Source organism: Chryseobacterium sp. RLHN22 (assembly GCF_051011795.1).
GTDB lineage: Bacteria > Bacteroidota > Bacteroidia > Flavobacteriales > Weeksellaceae > Chryseobacterium > Chryseobacterium zhengzhouense.
This window is the reverse complement of record NZ_JBPCHW010000023.1, coordinates 36,542-55,079: the sequence shown is the minus strand read 5'-3', so window position 1 is coordinate 55,079 and position 18,538 is coordinate 36,542. Positions and strand designations below refer to the sequence as shown.

Genomic DNA, 18,538 nt, shown 5'->3' with positions numbered 1-18,538 from the left:
ATATAAGAATTGATACGAATGATTATTCTCAGATCATTTACAGCAGCCAGTATGACGAAACGCATTATAATTATCTGGCAAGAATGGCAGAAGCTTATGGAGAGCAGTTTTATTATGACGGTGAAGTTCTTCATTTCGGGAAGCTTCCGCCACAGAATACACCGGTCAGGCTGGTTTACGGAAGCAGTGCCAATGATATTAAAGTAGAACTGAAAGCGGTTCATACAAAACCTCAGTTTTACGGCTACAACAGCAACAGAAATGAAATTCTGAAATCCGGTGCAACACCGATTCAGCATGTCGGAGATCTGGCAAAAACGGCATACGATCACAATGATAAAATTTACAAAACTCCGTCATTAAGGGTTGCACCCATTAAGGCAACGACCCATCTCGATGTGGAATATTCCCAAAGAAGCACGGCGGGAAGCGAAGCGGTGAACGTTTTTAACCTTTCGGGTTCTACGACGGTTCCGTTTTTACATCCGGGATGTCTGGTTGATGTTGAGATGCGAAAACCGGATACGAATGAAACATCTTATTTCACAAGAATCATGGTGACGGAAACAACTCACGAAATCGATACCATCGGACATTACAGCGGAAGTTTTCAGGGTATTGCCTCCGATACAGGTTTTTTACCCAAACCTGAATTCACGGTTCCCATTGCACAGCCACAGATTGCGACAGTGATATCGAATGCAGATCCTGAAGGACAGGGCAGGGTTCAGGTAAGATTTGACTGGCAGACGAATGACACGACGCATTTCATCAGAATGATGAGTCCTGATGCAGGAGGAACAGATCAGATTACACAAAACCGAGGTTATGTGGCGATTCCAGAAGTTGGTGATCAGGTGATGGTGAACTTTGTGCACAATCATCCTGACCGACCTTTCGTGATGGGGGGAATGTTTCATGGGGGAATTGGCTTAGGGGGTGGAATCAATAATCACATGCGCTCAATCCAGACAAAAAGCGGCATCAGAGTTTTAATGAATGATGATGAAAAAAGTGTTACGATTTTAGACCCGAGTGGGAATACTTATTTCATGGATGGGAAAGGTAATATCACAGTAACTGCCCCGAAAAATATGACTTTCAATGTAGGGGAAAATTTAGATATCAAAGTTGGAAAAAATATGAGCACTTCTGTAGGCGCGGATCAAAGTAATACTGTTGGTATGAATAAAACAGAAAATATTACCATGAATAGCTCACAGAGTGTAGGAGCGCTGAAAAATGTGACGATTGGAGGAAACTTTATGACTAATGTTGTAGGAAAAATGATAGAATTTATAAAAGGTAATAAAGAAACTGAGGTTGAACAGGATAGCCAGAAAGTAGTAAAGGGAGAGAGACTGATTCACAGTGAGAAAGATCATAAAATTCATTCTCAAACTGAAATTAATGGGCAAGCTAACGAAAAAACCAATATGCATTAGGCTATGTCAAACGATAATGTTGCGAAGATAAGTATAATAGAGGGTGATTCTATTGAAATAGTTAAAGGACAGCATACTGAGTATGTTGGTAAAATGACTTATTCTTCTTCCAAAAAATTAATAGCAACAGCCGAAAACGGAAAACTTTTTGGAGATAACCCTGAAGATCCTCCTAAAACAGAAGGAAGAATCATTGATATAGTGATGTTCGTAGCGGGAACCACAGATCCTGTAAATACTGATGGGCAAAATCATCATGCCAATACATCTTACTGGAAATACATTGATGAAAAAACAAAGCAGGAAACTGAGCAGAGCTTAAATAATCTTTGGAATAACATCAAGAAACTTAAACCTCAATTTTTGGATTTGCATATTGAAGGTGAATTTTTCAGTTGGTCCGGAGATAATGACACGAAACAAAGAACCCAGGCTTCTGAGAGACTGTTTGATTTATTACTGAGAGTATATTCCGGATGGAAAAATCAGGAAGTGCATTTACATTTAATAGGGCATTCACATGGTGGAAATGTGATTAATCAATTCACAGAACTTGTTTCAAGCAAAGAAATGATTGCAAAATCAACTATTCTGAAACCTCGGAAAATTACAGAGTTTCCTAAACTGTGGAAAGTTAAAAGTATCACTTATTTGTCTACCCCTTTCTTTCAAAAAAAACACCAGTTGAATCATGCTAAGTTACATAAAGATTGTAAAATCATCAATGTACATAATGAGTATGACCTCACCCAACAGCTTGTGGCAAACTTTAGTCTCAACAATCTGGAAGGTTTATTGAAATCTTTTAAAATGGAAAGATTTGATACAGGAATAAAAACTGTAAAAGGTGTAAAAACGGATGCCATTACAACGTATCTGAAAAGTTTCATCTGGCAGGATTTTAAAAATAAAGCCATTTTAGCTTGGCGGGAAATGTCAAAAGCTTTTTTAGGTTTTAATATCATCACTGCTGAATTTATCAAATACATTAATTCCTTAAAAATAGAAAATTCAAATCTGCAAAAAGAAAAAGATTCTTTTGTTTCGCTTTTGAAAAACCTTCAGCAATGGACTTATGATGTGCATCAAAATTATGCATCCATCAGTGGAGGTCACGACAAAGCAACCTGGGTGAAAAATCTGAGGCTTACCCAGGGTTTAAAAGTTCTGAATATTCTGTTTGCCATTAAAAGCAGTCCTAAAGACAGTTATCTGTTGAGTTTATTGGCGGGAGTCTTCGGAGAAAATAAAGGTATAACAGACAGTATTGATGAAACTTTGTGGTCTCCTCAAAAACAAACAAAGAGCCTTACGATTATTGATGTGAACATCACTGAGAGTGATCCCTACAATACAAGAAATAAGAAAAGACAATTTGCTACTTTTTTGAAGGGTACACAAAATGCCGTACATACAAGAGAATTGGAAGATATGTTGATGAGACTGTTTAGTCAGTTTATTAAACCGCCGCAGTTGAAAAAAATCATCGGTTACATCGATAATGCTGAGTATGTTGTAACGGGAAATTTAGATAAAGAGCTTAAAGTTTTAAGAGGAAATTTAGAGATATATGATTCTTTTGTTACAAAATACTATGCAGATTTGGTTACACCTCAGGATGAAGCTGGCTACGACGATATATTGAAGAGACCCGGAACATTACCTTATTTGGCAATGGCTTCTCATAGCTTAAGTCATACCCAGTTGTGGGGAAAAGTTGATGAAGGATTGAAAAATGCATTTAGCTCCGGGAAAAATCCCGGATATAAAAAGAAATCATGATGAGAAAAAATTTTACAGTAAATTTATGTATTTACGTTTTATCTGTAGTTATCCTATCGTGTTGGTACATTGTCTTGCACAGATTTGAAGAATTAATAAATGCAAAGAGTATCACTAAAGTTGTTGTAAATGTTGGAATTGTGGGAGCAGTTGTTCCAGCTATAATTTTCTCACTCATTTATTATTTAACTAAAAGAGTTAATAATAAAATTTTACTTACACTCTTAATATTCATTTTAGTTATTATTCTGATATTTTCAGTGTATTGGATAACTGTTAATATGGTTTTTTATCATGTAGATGATTCTAAATCTTTTTTACAATCATTAATGGAAGTGTTTTAATACCGAAGTTTTCCTTATTAAAAACAAATAAATTATGAAAAGAGTGTCTCGATGTATGGTTTTAATTTTCTTTCTCTTAGGAATTGGTCATGTGTATTCGCAAAAAAATGCTAATAAGAATAATTACACATCTCTGATACAAAAAGAAGAAGGAGATTTGAATAACGATAAGCAAGCTGATAAAGTGGTGGTTGAAATGGATATAGAGGATGAGGCACAACCATCGAGAGTACAAATATTCCTTTCACAACCTGATAAGAAACTTCAATTGGTCGTTTCTTCAACAAAACTTATTGAGGAGCAATACCCTAGCCGTAAAAATGGAGAATATAGTGGCAATAATGTTCCGGATTTTTTTATTGAAAATGGCAAATTAATAATGCTTACTGATATTGATCACCGGAAAAGCAGATATGAATTCAGACTGAATAAAAATAATTTTGAACTCATTAAAATATCAAGAGTAATCTGGGATGGAAAAGAGACCACTTCCGAAACAGAAATAGATTTAATAAAAGGTACTAAGAATGAATATGACAGAGATTTTAGCCCAAACAAAAAGAATATCAAAAACACTAAATTAAAACCAATCAAAAACTTACCTAAAATACAGGACTTAAGTTTTTCTGAGTTAGAAAATTATTAATAAGGTAAATGAAAGAAAGTGTAGAGAAAGGAATTATAAAATTAGAAACAGCAAGCTTTCTCAATATTCAGGAAGTGGCAGATGAGTACAGACTTTCTGTTAGTGAATTGGTAAATTTTCATAACCAACATTGCCTCGCATCGGAGCTGCTGACTTTAACTCTTCCAAAATTTGTAAAGTTTGTTTATCTACCTACTAAATATTATGAATCAAGACAGGCTCAGTTATTAAAATCTAATAATCTTTTACTTCCTCAAACCAATAGCAAAAAAATATATGGTATTCAGTTAAAATTTTCTGTCAGCGATTTAACAATACATTATAAAGTCAATGTAAATCGTTCTATTAATGGTATAGTTGAGATTATCAAGCAAAAAACATTTGTTAATGATTACGAAGTTGAGCACCAAATTGAGCAATTATCGGAGAAAGCAGTAAATGCGATGTACCCTTTGCAGCTTTTGCTCAATGAAAATGGAAGTGTACAGCAGATTGTAAATCATGAAGAAATTAAAAGAAGATGGGACACAGAAGTACATCCTGAGCTGTCGAGGTACTATGTAGGTGAGGTTGCAGAAAATGTCATAAAAATTATGAACTCTCATTATAATAAGCTAAAAGATGCGACTGTTTTTTTTGAAAGAAATATCTTTTTTAATCTCTTCTTTTTACCGGTTTACAGAAGATATTTTGGTTTTAATGTGAAACAAGCGATACATTTTTATTTTGCGAAGATTAATTTTATGGCAACATATTCTGTTGTATTGAGTTTACAAAAAGAATTTACTCAAAGTAATAGAATAGCATTGAGAATAACAGGTGAAGAAAGTTCCAGCCTGTTCAAAAAAGGAAATAAAAAAGGAAAAATAGATTTGCTGTATAAATTTCACAAAGAGTCTCATGAGGTGTTTTCTATAACAGGAAGCGTGTCTTGCTTTGAGGTTGATGATGAACATACTGTCAACATCAGATTTTTTGAATTGATTAATGCTAAATAAATTAATAATAAATAAAAACTTTTTATGGGAGCGAAACATAAAGTCTGTCAAGGAGCTATTTGCAGCTGTCAGTTTGGATCTACACCAGATAAATTGAAAGTTTTGACACAACAAATACATTATATTAACGAGAGAAGCGCAGGTGACAAGTTAGTGGCAACCCATTCTGATATCGGAATGACTTTCGAAAAAAATACTTTCGGACAATGTAAACTACAACCTACCCCGGGAGGTTATCTTCCCTGTGTTCCTGCTCTTACTGAGTGGATTGGACAGTATGAAAAAATAAAATACGAGATTAATGGAGGGAATCCCTTGTTGGAAGATAGTAAGGGTATTTGCTCCACCGCGGGAAATCCATGTATAAAAATTGATTTTCATGGGCAAACAGCAGAGCCAACGCAGAAGACTATGGATAATGCTAATGAAGAAGTTTTAGCTGAACTGTTATTAGGAATGAGCGATTTGAAAAGTAAAAAAGAAATTTTGAACATAAACTCTAAGTAAAATGGCAAAAAAAATAGTTAAACCCAATAGTTTACATTTAAAAGTTGTCACGACAGCAAATAGCAGTTTAAAATTTGATGAATCCCAAGGGTTATTAACATTAGACACAGCAGGTAGTTTTTCAGTCACAGTTAAAGAACTTGCAGATTATGTACAGGAAGTAGAAAACAACAGTAACGAACGGATTACCCGTGACAAGGGATTGTATGCTCAAAGAGCTAAAGAGGGATGGACAAAAGAAAAACTCGATCAAAACTGGGAATACAATAATAAGGAAAGAAGTGCCACACAGGATGCAGCTTTAGAAGAAAGTGAAAAAATATATGCTGATATAAACTGGGCATGGGTAATAGCACCGAAAGAAATTGTAGCCTCCGAAATTTCACACAACAAGTATTTTTCAAAAGGAATAGGAAATTTTGATAAAAAAACTAGGACTTTAAGAACACAAGAACACATTAACTTTCCAAAGTTTTTAGAAGGAGGAGGACTGTGCTATTTGGAAGCTTTTTTTCCAGATAAACCTGTTGGGCGACCACCTAATGGAATATATGTTAACGCAATTGGAGTACCAACCTTTATAAGAACTTTTTGGACGGATATGAAAGGAAACGAGATTACAGCTGATACCGAGGTTGCTTTTGGTTCAAGAGTGCAACTCCATATATACACAGCAGGCCTTTATGGACAGGAAATCGAAATTGGTCTTATGCATAAAGACAAAGTAAGTTTTGATGACTGTTTACAGTACGGTGGACAAAAAAGTTTTTTCAGAGAAGTAGGTATCCATTTATTGAAAGGAAATGAAGTTGGAGAAAGCGGCGTTGCCGGTTTGTTAGGCTCTGTTGCAGATCAGGAAAAGGCAAAAAATTATATACAAAAGTCAGTTGTTGATATTTGGGTTGATTTTTCTTGGATGCAGCAGGGCGGAAGCAGTTTAGAAATTTATCCTTTGGTAAAATCAAAAAAAACTGAAAAAGAACTTAAAGCTCAGGAATCGGTAAAACTAAAAGTGAGCCTTAGTGGGAAGCGTATCGATTTTGTTGAAGACTTCGTTAATAACCCTGTCATGATAGATAATGTAGAAACAGATATAGCATCTTTTCTTCCGTGTGGTTACGAATCTATCTACTATCAGTATGGAAACAATCAGGAAATTGAAGTATTCAATGAAAAAAAGCCAGCAAAAATAACCTCAGGAAGCTTTGAGGGCGCTACTATTTCGGTACTTGCACCACCAAAAGGAAGCAAGAATGTAAAAGATTTATATGTCCGTTTAGAAAAAGTAAATACAAATGATTGTCTGCTTGAGGATGCTTACATTGGTGGAAATAAAAAAAATACTCCGGTTGAAACACATCAGGGTCATGTAATCAATATTTCTAATCTTAAAAATGCAGGGATAGACAGTGAAATTTTCGTTCCTGATGAGCAGCTTAGAACAAGCCCGGTCTATAACTATAAATATGATAAAAACTCTGCTTGGGATTTCCTGAAAAACTATTTTTTATTTTCTTCGTTACTCAGTAACAGAGATCAGTTTGAGAATCAGTTTAAAGGTATTTTGATGGATTGGGAAATGCAGAGTAAACATTTAATCAACTACTACAATATTGGTTTAAAAACCTGCAGCCATCAGAAAGATTTGCATCTTAAAGTATATCCGGACGTTGCTTGGGCTTTTCATGCGTTGTTTGATGATCCCTATATTCCGGAATATTATAATAATGGAAATACTAAAAACATCAAAACCGTAAAAGGTTTAGAAAAAGAAATAGATTGGTTAAAAAATAATCCCATGGCTGATATGTTTTCTTTTCCCATCATCAGCCCTGTGCTGGGAAGTAGTCTCGTACGCAATTTTATTCTGGATATTATTAAAGATATTGCAGACCGCTACGAATTCGGTTTTACCGCATATTATGATTTTGATGAAGAAGGAAAGAAAAACAGCCAGCAGATTGATTATGCAGAAACGCATCCCAATGTTTTTAAAGGAATGATTGCGGGTGTTGTCACTCTCGAAATTCTTATTGATGTTTTGTTGATTATCCTTACAGAAGGCGCAGCATTAGCTAATTTTGTTTCTAAGGCAAGTAAAGTGGCAGGAATTGTTAATAAATCCAGTAAAGTAGTGAGAACGGGGAAAAAGGCAGAAGATATTTTGTCAAAATACTCAGATACTTTTGCAAATGCTAGACATGCAAGGATGGCAAAAAGCAAATTCGAAATGATGAAAGGGTCTTATTATAGAGGTTACCGTTTTGTAGATGACGAAAAAATAGGTATACAGCCAGTTATGGAAGAGCGGGTAAAAATCAGTCCTTTTCTTAATTTGGCAACACAGCAAAAAAAGAGTTTAGGTGAACTTTTGCTTGATAAAACTCCTTTGGGAATGACCCTTAATATGGCGAAAAGTGTTACTGGTGGTTTCGGTTTGGGAGTAAGCAGTTTGTTAATAGGCAAAATAAAAGGTGGGAAAAAAGCAATTTCATGGTATGGAGCTATTACTTACCCCCTAAGAATTGCGAATTATGTACTAGAAGGAACTTACAATATGTTGGCATTTGCGACTGATGAGGCTTTAGAAAAAATATTTGGTGCAAAAGCCGAATTTGAAAAGGACCTTGGTGCACATATCGATTTGGATTTCTGGTTAAAGATACAGAACGCTGAGAAAAAATTAGATTTATTGTCTCTCACTAAAGGGATAAGTAAAACAGATAAATCATCTATAAGTATTGCGCCATCTGGAGCGTTTACGTTAAGACTAAAACTGTCGGGAAGTGTCAGTAATAAAGTAGTTGTACGTGCCATGCACATCCTTACCTGGAACAATCAAGAAACTGGAATGCAGGAAATGACCGCTGAAGGAAAATTTGAAGCAAAAGGAAATATTTTTATAGAAAAAAGATTTTACTTCAAAGCAGACAGTAAACCTTATCATGAAGATAAGATTATTTTTACTGGTTTGGCTGGAGAGTATGAATATAACGTAAAAAGAAAAACAAAAAGAGATGACCCCGAAGAGGAGATTGCCAAACGAGAACCTACACAATTTATGCTAATGGAGCCTTGCGAACTGGTATTCCATTCTACAGAAATGACTAAAAATCCTAGTGATGATATATAATATGAAGAAAACATTTTTAATACTAATGGCTAATCTTAGTTTGCTTAGCTGCAGTCAAGAAAAAAAATCAACAAATTACAAACAAGAAAAACCGATGTACGACATTAATCAATATATATATCCAGAAGCGAAAGATGTGACTGAAGCGAATTTTGTAGAAAAAGTAAGTAAGCAAATAAAACACTATGATAAAGAACCTGTTTATTATTTTAGAATCCAAAAACAAAATTCATTAATTAGAGTTTATGTAAATGATGTAAATATTTATGATGATTACGAGTTATCAAATACCATTACTCCTATTGAAATTACTAATATTCTTAAGTCTGGTCAACAAACCGTTAAAATAAAAATGTATCCTGTTGGAGATTTGATAAACCAAGATTTGGGATTAGAAAATCAACCACCTGCAACAAAATTATCAGATAAGGCAAAGGTAGATATTTCAGTTGTCACGATGGATAATAAGTCTGCAAAAGGATTTGATGATGAAAAAGTAATTGTGGAAAAAGTAAGCCCAGATGATGTTGCGGGAAAAGAGTATTACGAGTTTAGTTTTACATTTAATGCAGAAGTTCCGTATGCGTTCGAAGGTTGGACGAAAGGACAGGATTTAAGAAAATTGGATCAAGAATTGGTTCGGAAAAAAGCAGAAGAGTTTTACAGAATGGTGGGTAAACTTTACATAAATAAAGATTTAAATTCGTTAATAAAATTAGATTATGTTTCAAATACTCGTATCATGGCATCTTCATTTAATGATAAGCAATATGTATTGGAATTTTTAGATGAATATAAAAATGATGTTGAAAAGTATGAATATAAAGTTGGAGATATAAAGGATTATGATGTAGAATTCATGGGAGACGGTAAATTAATTCGTTTAATTAATAGAAGCAAACGTCCTAAATTGAGAGGAGGAAGTGCTTTATTATTAAGTTATGGTAAGAATGGAAACTTTGCTCCTGAAATATCCCTTTATTTACCCGAAGGCAGAGATTTGGCAACACAAGGCTTTATGATGTGGAAATAAAAAAATAAGTACTGTGGCTGCATTAATTATATTTATTCAAATAATAAGTTTAGTAGTGTATTTTCAATTTCTTAATCAGGGAGAAGATTATGATTATGTGGATCGTAAGAATGAGAAATATACAATTGGAGGTTGTTTATGGTATTTTTTGGCGGGTCTGAATTTTCTTTTTATTTTACGTTCTTTTTATGTGATTATCATGTATTCCTATAGCTGGTACGATTATATTTTGGAATTTATTTCGTTTGGAATTTCTTTATTCATTACGATTCCAACCTCGATATACCTGTTTGTAAAGCGTTATAGAAAAAAGAAAAGAAATAAAAATAACATATGAACAAATAAGTAACTCATAGAGGCTGTTCTAAAAATTGGGACAGCCTTTTCACTATATTATTTGTCTGCGAAAATTACTTTTATTCCATCAGCTAATAAATCAAAAGTAAATATTCGATACAAATCCAACTATATTTCTATAGCTTTATGCTTTATAATTGCATTGTTGATGGGTATTTTGCTTACATTTTTTGTAGAAACGATTAAAATAAATAATCAACCATATAGTATTAATTTTAATGACAGACTTTTAATTTCTGCAATTTCATTATTGCCATTTGATTTTTTAGCTTGCTGATACTTTTAATTATTTTAAAGCTGAAAATTGGCTTAAAAAACAACTTTTGTTAACCACATGAAAGAAAACAATTAAGACAAATCTGTGATGAAATATTTTAAAATTACTTCATAAAATCCTTTAGAAAAATCCCAAACATTTGAAAATAACCCATTATTAATTTTAATGATTGACAAAAAAAACTTATTTTAGTTACACCAAAATAAAGTCAGAATATTAATATTAAAATACGAATGGGAGTACTGGTTACCAACGAGACTGTAAAGCAATTATTTCATATTGCACAGTCTATTGCTAGAGAAAATTACAACGCAACATACAGCGGTCCGCATATTTTACAGGCTTTAATGCACAAAGATATCGGGTTGAACGAGTTTCTGAAATCGATAGATAAAGATCCGGGATACTTTTACGAATGGGCAGATGTCAGAATCGAAGATTATCCTAAAACTACGCATCTTCCAGCAGAAGTTGGAGAAGGTGAATTCGTTGACCAAATTCTTGAAGAAGCCGATGATATTCGTCTGAAATTGGGTTTGGATGAAATTACACCCATCTGTATTTTAACGGCGATTGTAAAACCACAGGTTGCGTTTACGTTACAGCAATTAAAATCACTTCCGTTAAGAGAGCACGAAATTTTCAATTTATACAGAAAAGATACTCCTTTTGCAGCTACTCAGAATGGTGAAATTTCTTCGCTATTTGGAGGAAGTTCTGCAGACTTTTCAGATGCTTCTTTTCCTTCCATTAAAGCATATTGTGTAGACCGAACTGCACAGGCGAAAAACGGAGATTTAGAAAACATTATCGGTAGAGATAAAGAGTTAAGAATGTTGGTGGAAATTCTTTGCAGAAGAAGCAAACCCAATGTTATTATCATCGGAGAGCCTGGAGTTGGAAAAACTGCTTTGGTTGAAGGTTTTGCTACCGAAATCATCAAAGGAAATGTTCCTGAAATGCTTAAAAATGCAACTTTACTGGAATTGGACACCGGAGCTTTATTGGCGGGAACTTCTTATAAAGGAGAAATTGAAGACCGCCTGAAAAAAGTAATCAATGAATGCAAAAAAATTGAAAAAGCAGTTTTATTTATTGATGAAATTCATACGCTTTTAGATTCAAAAGGAAGTATTGGAAATGTTGCTAATTTGCTTAAACCTGAATTGGCACGTGGCGAAATTACCGTTATCGGAGCGACAACTCAGGAAGAATACAGAAAAATTATTGAACCGGAACAGGCTTTCAACAGACGTTTTGAAGTTTTAACGGTGAATGAACCGGATGAAAAAACATGCGTGAAAATGATTGATGTTTTGTTGGATGGTTATAAAAAACACCACGGAATTGAAGTCGAGAAAACTGCCATTCCGGAATGTGTGCGTTTGGCGAAACGTTATGCTAAAGGAAAAAAACTTCCTGATGCAGCGATTGATTTGTTAGACCGAACCATGGCGGCGATAAAAATGCTTGATGAACTTTCGGAAAAAGAGCTGGAAAGCTGGAAAGAAATTTATGAAAATATTTTAAAAGAAGAATATTTTGATGATAAAGACAAAGCCGACGAATTAATTTGGAATTACAATTTACTAAGAGATAAAATCAGTCCGATTTTGTGGGGTTCTTTAAGTGAGCAGCCACAAATTGATAATTCGATGCCTGTTGAAGCGATCCAAAAAATAGTTGAAGATACGTATGCAGAATTGCTACAACATGCAGCCAAAAAAAGAGAAAAAGTAGACCGTTTGGAATTGGCGGCTGTAATGGCTGCAAAAACAAATATTCCAATCGGGAAAATTCAGGCTCAGGAAAAAGAGAAATTGCTGAACATGGAATCTCTCTTAATGAACAGGGTAGTGGGACAAGACCATGCTTTGAAAATTCTTTCAGATGCCATCGTTGAAAACCGAAGCGGATTAAATAAACCTGGACAGCCAATCGGTTCTTTTTTTCTTTTAGGTCCGACCGGAACAGGAAAAACTGAGTTGGCAAAATCGATGGCTGAATTGCTGTTTAACGATGAAAAAGCAATGGTTCGTTTCGATATGTCGGAATTTAAAGAAGAGCATTCTGCAGCACTTTTGTATGGTGCGCCTCCTGGTTATGTAGGTTATGAAGAAGGAGGGATGTTGGTCAATAAAATCAGACAGCAACCTTATACTGTGGTTTTATTTGATGAGATTGAAAAAGCACACCATTCGGTTTTTGATGTGTTTTTACAGATTATGGACGAAGGAAAAGTTCATGACAAGCTTGGAAAAGAAGGAGATTTCAGCAATGCTTTAATTTTATTTACCTCAAATATCGGAAGTGAAGAAATTGTGAAGCAGTTTGAAGAAGGAAAGATTCCAGAATCAAATTCGTTAATGCAGATTATGTCGAATTCAGGGAGATTCAGGCCGGAATTCTTGGCAAGAATTACAGAAATTATTCCTTTTGCACCGATCACAGAATCTATTGCTGAAAGAATCTTCAATATTCAGTTGAAATCACTTCATAATTCATTAACAAGATTAGGAATGACGCTGAAAATTAGTGATGAAGCTGTAAAGAATTTAGCTTTAGGCGGATTTAGCAGTAAATACGGAGCAAGACAGATTTCAGGAGTTATCCGTTCTCAGTTGGCAAGACCGATTTCTAAAATGATTGTAAGAGAAGAAGTGAAAACCGGGCAGACCATTCATGTAGACTGGAATACCGAAGAAGATAAAATCAGCTGGAGAGTAGATTAATTTCAAAATCTGGAAAAATTTGACCTAAAATAAATCTCTCGCAGATTCAACTGATCAAGCTGATTTTTAAATTTGTAAAAATCTGTTTAATCTGCGGGAAAATTAAAAATAATTTTAATTTTCAGGATAAATATAAGTTTTGAAACACATTAAAAATGAAACCAAATATCAAAAATATTATTTTAGCGGCAACATTTTTAGGTTGTTCTCATTTTGCGAGTGCACAGTTTCTCACCGCTTCTGATACTTCCGAAAGCAGTGTGAGAAAGTACAAAAACATCATTGAAGCCAATAAAGAAATTGTCAATTTTATTGAATTTTCGATGGTTGAAAAGGGGTTGCCGAAACATTTGAGAAATTTAGCGTTGATAGAATCTCATTTCAACAGAAACGTTACTTCAAGCGCAGGAGCGGTAGGAGTTTGGCAGTTTATGACCGCTCATGCCAATCAATATGGATTGACTGAAGACCGTCGAAATGATTTGTACAGAAGCACGAAAACGGCTGCTGTTTCATTAAAGAATCTTTACAAAAAGTACAACAACTGGATAACTGTAGTTGCTGCTTACAATTGCGGTGAAGGAAATATTGCCAAAGCAATGCAGGCTGCAAACTCTACGCAATATCATGTTTTTTCAAAATATTTGCCGCAGGAAACCATTAATCACGTTAAAAAATATCTTAATGCATGTTATGCGACAGGAGAGTTGCCATCGGTTTTGGCTAATTATAATGATTCAAGAACTATGGTTCTTTTAAATTCAAGATCTACAGATTCTCAGGAAATTGCTTTGTCGGAAACTGAAATTAATGCAGGATTTAAGCTTAATGTGATTGCAGAAGAATTGAAGATTCCAATGACTGATCTTCTGGCTTGGAATCCAGAAATTGTAAATTCTTTAGAGGCAGACGGAGAAAGTAAACTCTTTCTTCCTACAGATTTGATGCCTGATTTTTTAATGAAAAAAAATTCAATTCTTTCGAAATCGATACGTACAAAATAAGTAATTGAGAAGATAGTAGATAAAATCCCGGAATTTATAAGTTCCGGGATTTCTTAGTAAATATCAAAATCATTAATTTATGAAGCCATTTTAAGGATTTGAAACAATTAAGGTTGAAGGAATATCCGATAACCAAAGACTTTTTGAATCAATCAGCCCTCTCCAGCTTTTTTTGCTGATCAGCATTAAGTCCTGAGCATTTAAAAATTCTTTTTCAATCTTTTTCTCGTTGTATAAAGTAATGTGATTCGGAGCAACCTGCTCGATACTTCGGATCAGTTCTTTCACTTCGATATTGTTTCTGATCTGTCCTGCGACATCCAGAATAATAATTTGCGAATTGTTGTTATTAATCAATCTTTTCGCATATTCAAGCAAATAAAAATCACTTAAATTAAAAATAGGAACAAAGACTTTGTCTGCAGACTGGAAATTTTTTTCAACCAAAACACCTACCGGAATATTGGTATTATCTAAAATCTGCAAAGTAAAATCGTCAAAAGGTGAACTGTTGAATATATTGCTTTTCCCTTTTACGGTGTTGAGAAGCTTTTCAGGATTAATAATTTTCGTGGTAAAACCTAAAAGTCTTCCCAACAAACTACCTTCGTACATTGATTTTCCGAGCATAATCAGAAGCAGATCATAATTGCCTTTGTTGGAAATATTGGTTAGATCATTTTCAATATCTGTAGATGCCTTGAAAAGAGTTGTTATTTCAAGTTTTAGATCCTGCGAGGTCTCAATCACATTTTTGAATTGCTCTTTTTCAAAATTATCAATATCAAAAGCATGAAGCTCATCAACAGGAGCGATATTCATTGCTGTAATGCTTTTGTTTCCGTTCATTTTACGAGTCAGATTATCTGCAAGTTTCAATAATGTACTTCCGGACTCTGCTGTTTCAAATGATAGAAGAACTCTGTATTTTGAATCGTTTTCATCATAATCTTCATCTTCCAGAGATGATTTTTTTCCCTTAAAGAAATAATTGATGAGGTCAAGACAAGGTCCCGTCATGAATGTTGTGAACAAAGCCATAATCACCAACATTGCGAATAATTCAGGTCCTAAAACTCCAAGATCATAACCAATATTTAAAACAATCAACTCGGTTAAACCTCTTGTGTTCATTAAAGCTCCGATTGTAAGGCTGTCTTTCCAGCTGAGCTTGAGAAATTTGGCTGTTAAAGCGCTGCCTACAAATTTTCCGACAACTGCAGTTAGAATAATAAATCCGCCGATTTTCCAGAGATACGGATCGTTCAATAATCCGATTTGCGTTCTTAATCCGGTGAAAACAAAGAATAGCGGTAGTAATAAAACCAGAGCTACATCTTCAACTTTTTCGATAAAAAGATTTCTGAATTTTACATTTTCCGGCATAATTGCTCCTGCCATAAATGCCCCGAACAAAGCATGAATTCCTATAACTTCTGTTGCGTACGCTGAGATAATTAAGATTAAAAAAAATACGGCAACCAAAGCTTTGCTGATAAAACCTTTTCCTTTCTGTGCTTCTGCAATTCTCAATAAAAAAGGTCTTACCGCTTTAATCATGATGAAAACATAGACAATTGCCATTAAAATGACAAAAAGTGATCCTGAGAAAGACCCGGCTTTTACAATCGCAATCACCGCTGCCAAAATACACCACGCGGTAATGTCATCGGCTGCAGCGCAGGTAATCACAACGGTTCCTATTTTTGTCTTATGGAGATTTCGTTCCTGAACAATTCTTGCTAAAACTGGAAAAGCAGTAATACTCATTGCAATGGCTATAAATAATGCAAAGGAGCTGAACTGAATTCCGTCCGGCGCAAATTCTTTATAAATAAAATATGAAAGACCGACTCCCAATGCAAAAGGAATAATAATACTTGCGTGGCTGATCACAACCGCATCATGTGCTTTTTTTCTTAAAACGCTCAGATCAAGCTCCATTCCGACGATATACATGAATAAAATTAAACCAATCTGGCTTAAAAACTGTAAGTTGGGTAATGATTCTTTAGGAAAAATAAACGCCGAAAGCTCAGGAAAATATAATCCGAAAAGTGATGGACCCAAAACGATACCTGCAATCATTTCACCGATTACTGAAGGTTGCTTTAGCTTAACACAAATCCAGCCAAATAGTTTTGCAACCAGGATAATTGTTACGATTTGTGCCAATAAAAGCGCTAAAGGATGGTGAAGATTTGTAAGGAAAGAATCTGTGAAGTTCTCCCACATGGTTGCACCCGTTGTTTTTGGCGGAGCAATATTTTCTCCGATCTCCAAAGTTTGACCTTCTACGAAAAACCAATACATCAGGCACGAGAAAAAGATAATTGTTGCTACATAAAAAATAATATTTCTGTACTTCCCCATAATCATTAATCATTTATTTGAGAACAAATTTCTAAAGAATAAACGGATGGTAAAAGTTGCCTTTCCTGAAATGTAATAAATCTGCGGAATTATGTAATGAAATTAGAAAGATAATTACTCTTATATAAAAATCCCCTTAGTTTAAGAGGATTTATGCTTAAATTTTTGCTATTGCAATTCAAAATAATTAAAGTTGATGCCGTCGGTTTCAAAAACAATTCTGATTTTATTTTCCCCTTTTTTGAAAGGAATACCTTTCACAGATGCAGTTTTCCAGTTTTCATTTCCTCCTGTAGAATCTAGAGATATTGTAGTTAATAATTTTCCTGAAGCATTTTCAATTCTCATTTTTCCGCTAGTGGCACTTGAATAATTGATATTTAAAGAAAAATTTTTATCCATTTTAGAGTTGATGGTGTATTGCATCCATTCTCCGGCTTCGGTTTTACCTACATAATATGTATTATCATTGGTTTTATAAATATCCACCCCGTCATTTCTCAGTTGATTTCCAGAATTCCACTCTGATCTTTTTGCAGGATCACTTACCCAAAGATTAATATAATCTTTATCTAAATAAGCAGAACCCATTCTTCCTAAATCGTAATCTGTCGCAGAGATTTTTCCCGGAGCTTTATGACTTGTGAACGGTTTTGTTGAATTGTCGGTTGTTTGTCTGAACATCGCATCGATTACATCTTTCTTGATTTCAGTATTGCTGAATTTATAATTGTCTGCAATTTTCATCAAAGCTTTTGTAGCAAATTCTTTAGATGGCTTTTCTCCACCGTTTTTCCAGTAATCTAAAAGCTTTTCATACTCCGGGGTGATTTTTACGTTTGTAATTCCTGCAATATTATCAATTTTTTTCATTGGCCAGAACGCATAACCGATGTTGTGTTTATCCAATAGCTGAATAAGTTCTGTAAACCAGACATTAGAATTTTCTCCTGTTTCACCCAACCAGATTGGAGCATTATGTTTTTCTCTTAAATCCAGTGCAAATTGTATGGTTCCGTCATCATTATAATTCCAGTATTTGTGGAAGCTGAAAGCAAGATTATTATCCCAAAGCTTTGGTAACCCGTTGTAATTATTTCCCCAACCGTTTCCTTCAAGAAAAATGATATGTTTTTTATCCACCGTACGAATTGCTTCCGTAATCTCTTGCTGTAATTTCCAAAGCGGAGCATTCGACATTTCATCGGTTCCATTTGGATTTTTTCCGGTGAAATTGATGTTAGGTTCATTGATTAAGTCATAACCGCCGATCCAAGCTTCGTCTTTATATCTGTCGGCTAATTTTTTCCAAAGTGCGATCGTTTTTTTCTGATTTTCCTCACTCTCCCAAAGTGAAGGTTTTGATTTGTCATTATCAGAAATATTCACATCGTTTCCTTGTCCTCCAGGAGCAGCATGAAGATCAAGAATCAAATAAATTTTATTGTCTTTACACCATTGCAATAGTTCGTCTGTCATTTTAAAACCTTCTTCCAGCCATGTATTTTGGCCTTTTTTCGGCTCTTTTTCAATCGGTAAAGTATATAAATTGTAATGCATCGGAAGACGAATTGAATTAAAACCGGATTTTGCTAAAAAATCTATATCCTGTTTTGTAACTCCATTTTTTAGGTAGGCTTTGTAGAAGTTTTCCATTCCATCCTTACCGATCAGTTCTGCAATCTTCTCTTTGATTTTATACTGTGGCCCGGCAAAATCTGCTGTTTTCAGCATATATCCTTCCTGAAGCATCCAGCCTCCTAAACCAAGCCCCCGAAGTTGAATATTTTCACCTTTATCATTAACTATTTTTTGACCTTGTGTTTTTAATAATTGTGATGTCCCAAATTGAGACAATAAAAAAGCGGATAATAGGATGGCTCTTTTCATAGTTTAATTTTTTTATA

The 18,538-nt window shown here is 34.4% G+C and carries 11 protein-coding genes; 9 read left to right on the top strand and 2 right to left on the bottom strand.

What is annotated here, in order from left to right; genetic code table 11:
• The 9 genes from ACR1PN_RS17860 to ACR1PN_RS17820 form a co-directional block, all read left to right on the top strand.
• Positions 1-1,445 (top strand): type VI secretion system Vgr family protein (locus tag ACR1PN_RS17860; protein ID WP_433981132.1); only part of this gene is annotated, 1,445 nt, incomplete at its 5' end.
• A gap of 3 nt (positions 1,446-1,448) precedes the next feature.
• Positions 1,449-3,227, top strand: a complete 1,779-nt coding sequence (locus ACR1PN_RS17855; protein WP_433981131.1) for a hypothetical protein — start codon at positions 1,449-1,451, stop codon at positions 3,225-3,227.
• 399 nt (positions 3,228-3,626) lie between these two features.
• Positions 3,627-4,217 (top strand): hypothetical protein, encoded by a 591-nt coding sequence (locus ACR1PN_RS17850; RefSeq protein ID WP_433981130.1) that lies wholly within the window; start codon positions 3,627-3,629, stop codon positions 4,215-4,217.
• 8 nt (positions 4,218-4,225) lie between these two features.
• Positions 4,226-5,215 carry a hypothetical protein gene (locus tag ACR1PN_RS17845; RefSeq protein WP_433981129.1) on the top strand — a complete coding sequence of 330 codons (990 nt, stop codon included), beginning with the start codon at positions 4,226-4,228 and terminating at the stop codon, positions 5,213-5,215.
• A gap of 24 nt (positions 5,216-5,239) precedes the next feature.
• A complete protein-coding gene (locus ACR1PN_RS17840; RefSeq protein ID WP_433981128.1) occupies positions 5,240-5,722 on the top strand; it encodes a DUF4280 domain-containing protein in 483 nt (160 codons plus the stop codon).
• A gap of 1 nt (position 5,723) precedes the next feature.
• Positions 5,724-8,855 (top strand): hypothetical protein, encoded by a 3,132-nt coding sequence (locus ACR1PN_RS17835; RefSeq protein WP_433981127.1) that lies wholly within the window; start codon positions 5,724-5,726, stop codon positions 8,853-8,855.
• 1 nt (position 8,856) lies between these two features.
• Complete coding sequence (locus ACR1PN_RS17830; protein ID WP_433981126.1) at positions 8,857-9,888, top strand: hypothetical protein; 1,032 nt, start codon at positions 8,857-8,859, stop codon at positions 9,886-9,888.
• Between the two features lie 867 nt (positions 9,889-10,755).
• On the top strand, positions 10,756-13,254 hold the full coding sequence (locus ACR1PN_RS17825) for an ATP-dependent Clp protease ATP-binding subunit (RefSeq protein ID WP_378180289.1): 2,499 nt from the start codon (positions 10,756-10,758) through the stop codon (positions 13,252-13,254).
• A gap of 155 nt (positions 13,255-13,409) precedes the next feature.
• Positions 13,410-14,258 carry a lytic transglycosylase domain-containing protein gene (locus ACR1PN_RS17820; RefSeq protein WP_433981125.1) on the top strand — a complete coding sequence of 283 codons (849 nt, stop codon included), beginning with the start codon at positions 13,410-13,412 and terminating at the stop codon, positions 14,256-14,258.
• 90 nt (positions 14,259-14,348) lie between these two features.
• On the opposite strand, the gene ACR1PN_RS17815 is transcribed toward ACR1PN_RS17820, so the two are convergent.
• On the bottom strand, positions 14,349-16,631 hold the full coding sequence (locus ACR1PN_RS17815) for a cation:proton antiporter (protein ID WP_433981124.1): 2,283 nt from the start codon (positions 16,629-16,631) through the stop codon (positions 14,349-14,351).
• 168 nt (positions 16,632-16,799) lie between these two features.
• Entirely contained in the window at positions 16,800-18,521 is a 1,722-nt protein-coding gene (locus ACR1PN_RS17810; RefSeq protein WP_433981123.1) for a cellulase family glycosylhydrolase, read from the bottom strand.
• Positions 18,522-18,538: the final 17 nt, after the last annotated feature.

Excerpts from the sequence above, each read along its gene's own strand:
- ACR1PN_RS17855 (WP_433981131.1), top strand. The coding sequence starts at position 1,449 with ATGTCAAACGATAATGTTGCGAAGATAAGTATAATAGAGGGTGATTCT.
- ACR1PN_RS17850 (WP_433981130.1), top strand. The coding sequence starts at position 3,627 with ATGGTTTTAATTTTCTTTCTCTTAGGAATTGGTCATGTGTATTCGCAA.
- ACR1PN_RS17845 (WP_433981129.1), top strand. The coding sequence starts at position 4,226 with ATGAAAGAAAGTGTAGAGAAAGGAATTATAAAATTAGAAACAGCAAGC.
- ACR1PN_RS17840 (WP_433981128.1), top strand. The coding sequence starts at position 5,240 with ATGGGAGCGAAACATAAAGTCTGTCAAGGAGCTATTTGCAGCTGTCAG.
- ACR1PN_RS17835 (WP_433981127.1), top strand. The coding sequence starts at position 5,724 with ATGGCAAAAAAAATAGTTAAACCCAATAGTTTACATTTAAAAGTTGTC.
- ACR1PN_RS17830 (WP_433981126.1), top strand. The coding sequence starts at position 8,857 with ATGAAGAAAACATTTTTAATACTAATGGCTAATCTTAGTTTGCTTAGC.
- ACR1PN_RS17825 (WP_378180289.1), top strand. The coding sequence starts at position 10,756 with ATGGGAGTACTGGTTACCAACGAGACTGTAAAGCAATTATTTCATATT.
- ACR1PN_RS17820 (WP_433981125.1), top strand. The coding sequence starts at position 13,410 with ATGAAACCAAATATCAAAAATATTATTTTAGCGGCAACATTTTTAGGT.
- ACR1PN_RS17815 (WP_433981124.1), bottom strand. The coding sequence starts at position 16,631 with ATGGGGAAGTACAGAAATATTATTTTTTATGTAGCAACAATTATCTTT.
- ACR1PN_RS17810 (WP_433981123.1), bottom strand. The coding sequence starts at position 18,521 with ATGAAAAGAGCCATCCTATTATCCGCTTTTTTATTGTCTCAATTTGGG.